6 protein-coding genes and 1 pseudogene are annotated in these 9,109 nt (G+C 65.5%); 4 read left to right on the top strand and 3 right to left on the bottom strand.

Annotated features, from left to right (window positions below; all coding sequences use genetic code 11):
* Nucleotides 1–798: 798 nt before the first annotated feature.
* The 3 genes from AC5JJ6_RS29060 to AC5JJ6_RS29050 all read right to left on the bottom strand — a co-directional run bounded on the left by AC5JJ6_RS29060 (nt 799) and on the right by AC5JJ6_RS29050 (nt 5,038).
* Nucleotides 799–2,295 (bottom strand): GntP family permease, encoded by a 1,497-nt coding sequence (locus AC5JJ6_RS29060; RefSeq protein ID WP_496045399.1) that lies wholly within the window; start codon nt 2,293–2,295, stop codon nt 799–801.
* On the bottom strand, nt 2,292–4,250 hold the full coding sequence (locus AC5JJ6_RS29055; protein ID WP_496045398.1) for an acyl CoA:acetate/3-ketoacid CoA transferase: 1,959 nt from the start codon (nt 4,248–4,250) through the stop codon (nt 2,292–2,294). The genes AC5JJ6_RS29060 and AC5JJ6_RS29055 overlap by 4 nt, the downstream gene beginning before the upstream one ends.
* A gap of 629 nt (nt 4,251–4,879) precedes the next feature.
* Complete coding sequence (locus tag AC5JJ6_RS29050) at nt 4,880–5,038, bottom strand: hypothetical protein (RefSeq protein ID WP_496045397.1); 159 nt, start codon at nt 5,036–5,038, stop codon at nt 4,880–4,882.
* Nucleotides 5,039–5,464: 426 nt separating this feature from the next.
* Here AC5JJ6_RS29050 and AC5JJ6_RS29045 point away from each other — a divergent pair, with 426 nt between their 5' ends.
* The 4 genes and pseudogenes from AC5JJ6_RS29045 to AC5JJ6_RS29030 form a co-directional block, all read left to right on the top strand.
* Nucleotides 5,465–6,484 (top strand): hypothetical protein, encoded by a 1,020-nt coding sequence (locus tag AC5JJ6_RS29045; RefSeq protein ID WP_496045396.1) that lies wholly within the window; start codon nt 5,465–5,467, stop codon nt 6,482–6,484.
* A complete protein-coding gene (locus tag AC5JJ6_RS29040; RefSeq protein ID WP_496045395.1) occupies nt 6,484–7,485 on the top strand; it encodes an alpha/beta fold hydrolase in 1,002 nt (333 codons plus the stop codon). Before AC5JJ6_RS29045 ends, AC5JJ6_RS29040 begins: the two co-directional genes overlap by 1 nt.
* Nucleotides 7,486–7,553: 68 nt before the next feature.
* Complete coding sequence (locus tag AC5JJ6_RS29035; protein WP_496045394.1) at nt 7,554–8,579, top strand: ankyrin repeat domain-containing protein; 1,026 nt, start codon at nt 7,554–7,556, stop codon at nt 8,577–8,579.
* A gap of 254 nt (nt 8,580–8,833) precedes the next feature.
* A pseudogene (locus tag AC5JJ6_RS29030) lies at nt 8,834–9,014 on the top strand (IS5/IS1182 family transposase); the annotation flags it as partial.
* Between the last annotated feature and the right edge of the window lie 95 nt (nt 9,015–9,109).

Here is a 9,109-nt window from a genome sequence, read left to right as displayed (position 1 = left end):
ATCAACAGCGTCGAATCAGAACGCGCGATTCCAAGCAACATCAAAGTGCTCTAGTTTCAGGCCGCCAAACTCCGTCCGCCAGCGATGATAGGTTGGCTGCGTCACTCGGACTTCCAGCACCGCATCCGCCACCGACCTCTACTGGCCGACCAGTACCTCCGCCTGGCGCAGCTTCGCTACGATCGCCTTTAGAATGTGCATCGGCTTCCGCACCATTCCAATCACCCTTTCGCTGCCGCCGGACCAAGTTACCGGCGGACCTTCTCTACAGGGGCAACTCACAAAGCCAATGCCGCTACAAGCTCGACCGCAAAGTCTCTATCGCCGCAACCAATGCCGCAACGCCTAGCGAAAGTTTCGTTCTTGACGCTCTCGCTCTGCGGGCGACCCTTGTGGTGGCCACACTCTCGCCGCTCAGAACAGGCGCATGCGCCTGCGAGTCCATTTCAGACAAGAGGCCCAGCATCACGCCAACCATTCGCCGCGAGGGAACGGCGCCACAGCGCCATCAAGCCGATCATCGGCACAGGAATATCAAGGCCATCTCGGCCGTGACGTCCTGCTCGGCACAAAAGGCAATGCTGTCAGCCTCGTCCTCGCAGCCGCGGGCTACAACGTCCGCTTGCTCCGTTCATGGCTGGCCTAACTCTTAGCGTACCTTCTCAGCGCGCTGCAGCCGTCGCAAAAGGCCAAGACGGATCCCTGCCCGGGTCTCCGACTGCCTGAGAACCTTGCACGTTAAATGGCGACAAACCGGACCACAGCGGCGAGGCCGGTTTGCATGACGTCATTGTCCGTTCAGAAACTGCCGAACACGCTGTAAAGACCCAGTACTGACACCAGCGAAATCAGCGGGATCACGACTGACACCATACCAATGTCGGCGTAGCTCTCCCGGTGCGTCAGACCGCAGATGGCGAGCAGCGTGATCACCGCCCCATTATGCGGCAAGCTGTCGAAGCCACCGGAGGCGAGCGCGGAGACGCGATGCAGGATCCCCGGGTCGATGCCCGCGGCCTGCGCCATTTCGGCGTAGGTGGAACCAAGGGTTTGAAGCGCGATGCTCATCCCGCCCGAGGCTGAGCCGGTGATGCCGGCCAGCACGTTCACTGCCACCGCGAGTGAAATGACCGGATCACCGCCACCCGCGTTCAGTACCGCTTCGCGGATCGCGAAGAAAGCCGGCAGGCTGGCGATGACCGCACCGTAGCCGACCTCGGAGGAAGTATTGAAGATTGGCAGCAGCGAGCCCATTGTGCCGTCGTTCACCGACTTCTTTAAGTCGCCGATAGCTCGCCAGGACGTGGCAAGAATGAACAGGATGGCCAGCACGAGGGCTACGATAATGGACCAGATGCCGCGCACCGCATCGATATTGGTTGAGCCGTAGCGCGGCTCGCTGAGGTAGCCGGTATCCATCACCGGTATGGCAAGGTTCAAAAAGGCCCAGTTCACGGCGATGACGAGCAGGACGGGCGCGAAGGCCAGCGCCACGCTGGGCTCGGAACGTGGGTGCGGGTCTGCCGGCACGCCGCTTGGCTGTTCCGCGCCTGCAGGCGGCGGCGCTTCGCGTGGCACATTGCCAACATGCGCTGCTCCGACCGTGCTCGGGCGCGGCCCATCCTGAGAATATGGCTGCACGCCGACAGGGCCGGAGTAACCCTCTCCAGCGTCACGGGCGGAGCGCGAGCGCCAGTTCAGCCAGAGCGTACCGCCGCCGAACATGATGAGCGCCGCGACGATGCCGATGCCCGGGGCAGCGAAAGCATCTGTGCCAAAGAAGGGCGATGGGATCGCGTTCTGAATCGCCGGGGTACCCGGCAGCGCCGTCATCGTGAAGGTGAAGCTACCGAGCGCAATCGCACCCGGGATCAGCCGCTTGGGCGTACCGCTCTGCCGGAACAGCGCGGCCGCGACCGGAAACACCGCGAAGGCCACCACGAAGAGGCTGACGCCGCCGTAGGTCAGCACGCTGCATGCGAGCACGACGGCAAGGATGGAACGCTCCGCTCCGACGCGCTCCACGATCCAACTGGAGATGACGCGGGCCGAGCCGCTGTCGTCCATCAGCTTGCCGAAGATGGCGCCGAGCAGGAACAAGGGGAAGAACTGCACCATGTAGCGGCCCAGCGCTGCCATGAAGACCTGCGTATAGGTGCCGAGAATCGGTAGGTCACCTTGTGCCAAGACTGCGAGCAACGCCAGGATCGGCGCCAGCACCAACACGTTGATACCTCGGTAAGCGAGGTACATGAGCAGTATTAACGACAGGATGATGCCGACGAGGCCGATCATCTGCTTGCTCCTTCGCCCGGACCGCACGCCAAGGCATGTAGATGGTCTTCGGCTTCCGCGCGGCCCTCATAGATGTGCGGCGCCACGTCGCGCCGGCGTAGCGCGGCGCCGAACTTCATGTGGAGGAAGGCGCTGGTCGTGTAGCGAGTGACGCCGGAATAGAACCGCCGCACCAAGCCATCCACCATGTCGGTGTACGCGTCCAGCAGCTCCGGAGCGATGGTGAAGTGATCGTAGTTGACAATGGCTGGGACCTTGCGGCCCAGCGGCGACAGGCGCCCCTCTACTGCCCAACGGACGCGGTCGATGTCCTCTTGCCGCCTGATGCCGAATCCCTCGAAATTGATGAAGAACACGCCCCCGGTGGGGTCGTAGGTCAGGCGTGACTCCAATGGCAAGCTCAGCCATTCCTCGCTGTAATCCATCGGGCCAGGGGCGAAGATGCGGGGGTCCATTGGCACCGGGTCTTTCAAGACCAGCGGGCGGAAGGCCATCTCGGCCATGATATCGCGCTCGACATCCAAGCCGGGGGCGATTTCGGTCAACTCCAGTCCATCCGGCGTCAGGCGGAATACGCAGCGATCGGTGACATAGAGGACGGGCTGGCCGCGCTTGGCCGCCAAGCCGCCGCTGAAGGTACGGTGCTCGACCCTTTCCACGAATTTGGGATCGCCTCGCGCAGCAAAGGTGCCGAGGAAGACCACTTTTTTGGCATTTTGGCTGATGTTGATAAAGCCACCAGCGCCGGCCAGCCGAGGACCGAACTTGCTGACGTTGACGTTGCCCTCCCGGTCGACTTGCGCCATGCCGAGGAAAGCCGCGTCGAGACCGCCGCCGTCGTAGAAGTCGAACTGCGCAGGCTGATCCACCAGCGCTTGAATGTTGCTCGCCGCGCCGAAGTCGAGGCCGCCGGCGGGCAAGCCGCCGATCGTGCCGGGCTCGGTCGTCAGCGTCAGGTATTCGAGCATGCGCTCTTCGTTGGCGACGCTGGCCACGCCCTCCGGCATGCCGATGCCGAGGTTGACGACGCTGTTGGGCCGTAGTTCGAAGGCAGCGCGGCGGGCTATGACCTTGCGTGGCCCCATCGCCATGGGCGGCAAGGAACGCATGGGCACGCGCACCTCTCCGCTGAAGGCCGGGCTGTAGGGGGTAGCGAAGGTCTGCCAATGGCTTTCCGCCGGCGCGACCACAACGCAGTCCACCAGGGCGCCCGGGATGCGCACCAGGCGGGCGTTAAGGCTGCCTGCTTCGGCCAAACGTTCCACCTGCACGATGACAACGCCCCCGGAATTGCGGGTGGCCGTGGCGATCGCCAGCGCCTCCAGCACCAGCGCCTCGCGCTCCATGGTGATATTGCCGTCCGGATCCGCGGTGGTGCCGCGCAGGATCGCTACGTCGATCGGCAGGGCGCGGTAGAACAGGTACTCCTCGCCGCGCAGGACGATCGGCTCGACGAGGTCTTCGGTAGTGCGCGCGTTAATCTTGCCGCCGCCGTGGCGCGGATCGACGAAGGTGTCGAGGCCGACGCGCGTGAGCGTGCCCGGCTTGCCAGCGGCGATGTCGCGGAAAAGGTGAGAGATCACACCCTGCGGTAAGTTGTATGCCTCGATCTTGTTCTCCAGCGCAAGGCGCTGGAGCTTCGGACAAAGGCCCCAGTGCCCGCCGATCACCCGCCGCACCAGTCCCTCGTGGCCGAGGTGGTTGAGTCCGCGCTCCTTCCCGTCGCCCTGGCCGGCAGCGTAGACCAGCGTCAGGCCGTGCGGCCGGCTGCTCTCCAGAAAGCGACGCTCCAACTCTTCCGCAATGGCTTCGGCGAAGCCGATTCCGACGAAGCCGCCGGTGGCAACGGTGGCGCCGTCGCGGATGAGCCGGACCGCCTCCGCGGCAGTGACGATTTTGTCCCGCCGGGTGATCTGGCCTCCGCCAAGCAATGGATGCCCGGTTTGTCCCGCCAATGCTTTGCCTCCTCCCCAGGAGCTTCGCGGCGGCGCCGCAGGCCGGTTGGAACGAGTGGGTTCTGCCTTGGTTCCGACCTGATGCCTGCGCGGTGTTTGCGCTAGGAAACGCAGCTGCCTTGCCATGCCGGAATGGACGATCTCGCTTCGATAAATGCACCGCCTCTGGAATTACCGCTCAGGGAGCACGGCTTCGGCGACGACCACCGTCGCCGCGATGCCGCCCGCCCTGCTCCGCCTTCGCGCCAGATTGGCCATGCGGAATGATGGCCGTGCCAGCGGTTTCGCGCTGCACCGTGTTGCGCTGATGTGTGGCCCGGACAAACTGACTTCCGCCTGCGTTTGTGGTCATGCGACGCAAATGTACTTGGGGCGTCCTAGAAGCAGCACTCCATTCGGGGCATTGGTGGCAGCGGCTACGTCGATGAGTTGGCGCTTTTCCGTCCGTGAGCGTAGCCCGTTGCCGACGACGCGATTGCATCTCGAGACGCCGATCTCCACGAGAGCACGTCGGTTGTGTTGGACGTTTCCTGCCAACCCAAGCGGTCACGATCAGCGATGCAAGGCAAATGAGGGTCCCGCCGCGTCGGAGCGGTTTCGGCCGCCGCACTCGGCGCCGGACGCTCGCGTCACGGCATGACGACTTCCGCATCCGAATGCCGTGGCACGATCTCGGCGTAGGTGCCGTCCTGGCCGAACGCCCCATCGCCAACGAGGAGCGCGACCGGTTCCGCTGCCGAGACTGCAGCAAGCCATGTAACCAACGCAACGGCAGGCTGCTGCACCATTCCCACTCCCCATCCGACATCATTGTCCTCATCTCGCTGCAACGGTTGCGCTGCCGCCTGCCCCCACGCGAATGGCAGAAATCTTCCTCCAACGCGGCCTGATGTTCAGCCACGAGGCTGTCGGCGATCCAGAGGCGAAGCTCGCACTGGCGCCGGCGGACGAACTCCACCAGCGCCGGCACGAAAGGGGCAGCACCCGCGGCCGGCATTGGAGTGTGAGCTAGACCCATTTCAAGGATTGGCCTTGCTGGCCTCATGTGTGGTGCAGATCCCGGTCGAAGCCAGCCGGAACCCATCCGCCGGCCTGCCCCATCAGAGACCTTCTCCACGGGCCCACAATGCCTCCTTGCCAAACCTACCGTCAGTAACCTACTATTAGTATACTACTTTTCGTAGGTTTTCCGATCCAATGTATGAGGCTTGGCCATGCCACTGAGTCCCATCCTCCTGATCGGCGGCTCCGGCGTCGTCGGTCGACACACGGCGCGACACTTGCGCGCCGCCAACCCCAACGTACCGTTGCTGATTGGCGGCCGTGCTCTCGCCAAGGCCAAGAAGGCCGCCGGCGAGATCGGCAACGCCGAAGGCGTCGCGCTCGACCTCACCGCCGGTGATCTCGACCTCGGCGATCGCCCAGTCGGCGCAGTCGCCGTCTTCCTTAAGGACGATGCGCTCGCCGGGCTCCGCTTCGCCCAGGCGCGCGGCGTGCCGCACATCAGCATCTCGGGGGGCGTGGACGGGATCGGCCCCAAGGTGGCAGCCTATGTGCACAGGCCGCACGCCGCCGCGGTAGTCCTCGGCGTCGAATGGCTTGTGGGCGCCGTGACGGTGCCGACGCTGGAGTTCGCCAAGGCGTTCGGGCGCGTCGACGGCATCGCCATCGGCGCGCTGCTCGACGAGCTGGACATAGGTGGCCCTGAGACCGCAGCCGCCTTGAGCCGTTTGGCCGAGACGCTGCCGGCCGCCCTGCCGGCTGCCCTCATCCGGTGCGACGGCACCTTCTCCTGGCGCACCGGCGACGGGGCGAGAACCAGGTTCCGCGCCGTCGCCGGCACCGAGATGGAGGCGGTCGCCCACTCGCCCTACGACATCATCGGCCTGGCGGCCGCGACTGGCGCGCCCAACGTCCAGTTCAATCTCGCGCTCGGGGTCAGTTCCACCCGGCGCCACGGCGGGCCGATGTCGACCGAGATCCTCCTCGACCTCGCCGGGGAGGATCGTGCCGGCAAGCCGCTTCGCACCCGTCACGCCGTCGTCCACCCCCAAGGGCAGATGCCGCTGACAGGGCTCGGCGTTGCCATGGTCCTCGAACGGTTGGTTGGGCTCGATGGCGCTCCGCCGACCCCGGCCGGGCTCTACTTCCCGTACCAGCTGCTCGATTCCGCCGCCTATTTCACCCGCCTCAAGCGGATCGGCGGCGAAATCTCGAGGCTGGAGGGACAGTGATGCCCGGCGATATCGATCTGCAAGCCCCCACCGGCCCGTTCCCGCTGCGCCGGGCCCAAGTACAGGCCAACGGGGCGTCATTCCACGTGATCGAGCAAGGAAAGGGATTGGCCATCCTGTTCTGCCATGGCTTCCCCGACACCGCCGAGACTTGGCGCGGCCAGATGCGCGCCGTCGCGGAAGCGGGATACCGGGCCGTGGCGCTCGACATGCGGGGCTTCGGGGCGAGCCATGCTCCGTCCGAGGTGAGCCTTTACAGCGCCCTCCACACAGTTGGCGATCTGGTGGGCGTGCTGGACGCCCTCGACATCCCGTCTGCTGTCCTGGTCGGCCATGACTGGGGAGCAGACGTCGCCCAGCGCGCCATGGTGATGCGACCGGACCGGTTCCGCGCGATGGTCAGCTTGGGCATCCCTTTCCAGCCCCGCGGCGAGGTCAGCACCTGGGACGAGTTCCGCAGGCAGGGCTACGGTGAACGCTACTACGCCTTCGCCATGATGGAGCCGGGTGCGGAGGCGCGGTTCGAGCCAGCCAGGAAGACGATACCCCGCATCCTGTACTGGTTGTCGGCCAGCCCGCCGCCTGGCACCGAATGGGACCCTGCCGATCCGACCCGGCACATGCTTCGACCCCTTCTCGCGGCCATGCCGGGTTGGGCCGATCCGGGCTACGTCCAGCACACGATCCGCTCGTTCGAGAAGACCGGGTTTCACGGCGGGCTCAACTACTACCGTGCGGCACAGGAGACGTTCGATCTCATGCCGGCGTTCAGGAACGCGCTTATCCGGCAGCCGTCGCTCTACATCTGGGGCGCAGCAGACGGACTCTGCCGGTTGTTCCACCCGACGCCTCCCACGCTCGACGACCTGCGGCGCGTCGCACCCGGCCTGATCGACGTCGTCCGCCTGGAAGGCGTGGGCCATTGGATCCAGCACGAGGCAAGCGATCGCCTGAGTGCCGAGCTGCTCAGGTTCCTCGATGCAGTCGGATCGCCGCAGTGAGCGGGTGCGGCCGAGCGCAACGGCAGACCCCAAAGCTGCCTCCATTCCATGTCCAACAGGAAGTTGGTATGACTCTCGATGCCGCTGTCCGCGCCGGCAGCCTCGCGGCCGCGGCCGATCTCCTCCGCTCGGGCGTGGATGTGAACCGCTTCACACCCGAAGGCCTCACACCGTTAATGATCGCGTCGGGCCTCGGCCAGCCGCAGATGGTGGCCCTCCTGCTGACCGCTGGAGCCCAGGTACTCGCGGTCGAGCCGCGGGCCGGGGCGACGGCGCTCCACAAGGCGGCGTTGTCGGGCAAGCCCGACGTCGCAGGGTTGCTGCTCGACCACGGGGCCTTCATCGATCAGCAATCGCCCGTTCTCGGGCACACTGCGCTCATGGATGCGGTTGTATACAAGCACGAGGACATGGTCAGGCTGCTGCTGGAACGCGGTGCGCGGACGGCAATCAGAAACCACTGGCGCGAAACGGCCCTCGATCTCGCCCGGCGCGACGCCCTCGACACGATCGCGCGCCTGATCGACGCGAAGAACGCGGCCGACGAGAAGGAGGTCCGCGCTCAGGCCCTGGTGTCAGCCGTCAAGGCCGGCGACCTTGCGGATGCCGAGCGGCTGATTGCCGGGGGCGCTGCCGTCAACGCGCGGCTGCCGATGGTAGGAAGCCCAGATGACGACTACACGCTGCTCGCCATTGCCGCGCGTGAAGGCCACGCAGGCATCGTCTGCGCACTGTTGAATGCGGGCGCCGATCCGCGCCGCATGGTCGGATTGTTCCTGGGTACGGCTCTGCACGAAGCCGCCTACTTCGGACATGCGGATGTCGTGAGGGCAATGATGGACACGCGCGAGCGCGCCAGGGCTCCCGCAGCCGAGCTGGATGCCCAAGGCCCGTACAACGGCATGACGCCGCTGCACGACGCGGTGTGGCATGGGCATCTGGAAGCCGCGAGGGCGCTGGTCGAGGTGGGTCATCCGCTGCATCTGCGGACGCATGCGGGGCTGACGCCCCGCGAGCTGGCCGTCCTCTACGGCTACGACGATCTCGCCCGCTTCCTCGACGACGCCGAGCAAGCGCGACGGCCGCCCGGATGACGCGACCAACAAAAGGAGACTTCCAACATGGTCCAGCGTGACGCCGTTTTCCCAGCCGGTCGGCATAACCTCCTCCCGAGACACACCTATTCCGCAGCGATCAGATCAGGCGACCTCCTGTTCATGCCCGGTCAGGTCGGCAGTTGCGCCAATCTTGAGGCAACCCTGCAAGCGGGTGGATGTGAGCTCGATGACATCGTCGCGTGACGACCTTCCATACCGACCCGGAAATTTAGGTCGGCGCGTTCACGGCCGTCTGGCATCGCATCTTCGCTGCCATGGCCGAGGAGCCGGACTTCGAGTACCTGATCCTCGACAGCACCATCGTCCGCGCCCACAGCATGCCGCCGGGAAAACGGGGCTGGAGATCAGGCCCTCGGCCGCTCGCGCGGCGGCTGGAGCACCAAGATCCCCCTCGCTGTCCGCGCGTGCCCCGCAGCCTGATCGTTACTCAGCCAATGGTCCATAACGGCCTCTAGCACTACCTGGGCAGTTTGAAGTCGGGCGGTGGCCTGAGCTTGCGTCTGCAG

The organism is Skermanella sp. (genome assembly GCF_059503625.1).
The sequence above is the reverse complement of the archived record's forward strand: the minus strand, read 5'-3'. Positions and strand labels throughout refer to the sequence as shown.

Bases quoted from the DNA above. Each gene is read 5' to 3' on its own strand.
- AC5JJ6_RS29035 (WP_496045394.1), top strand. From the start codon at position 7,554: ATGACTCTCGATGCCGCTGTCCGCGCCGGCAGCCTCGCGGCCGCGGCC.
- AC5JJ6_RS29045 (WP_496045396.1), top strand. From the start codon at position 5,465: ATGCCACTGAGTCCCATCCTCCTGATCGGCGGCTCCGGCGTCGTCGGT.
- AC5JJ6_RS29040 (WP_496045395.1), top strand. From the start codon at position 6,484: ATGCCCGGCGATATCGATCTGCAAGCCCCCACCGGCCCGTTCCCGCTG.
- AC5JJ6_RS29060 (WP_496045399.1), bottom strand. From the start codon at position 2,295: ATGATCGGCCTCGTCGGCATCATCCTGTCGTTAATACTGCTCATGTAC.
- AC5JJ6_RS29050 (WP_496045397.1), bottom strand. From the start codon at position 5,038: ATGGTGCAGCAGCCTGCCGTTGCGTTGGTTACATGGCTTGCTGCAGTC.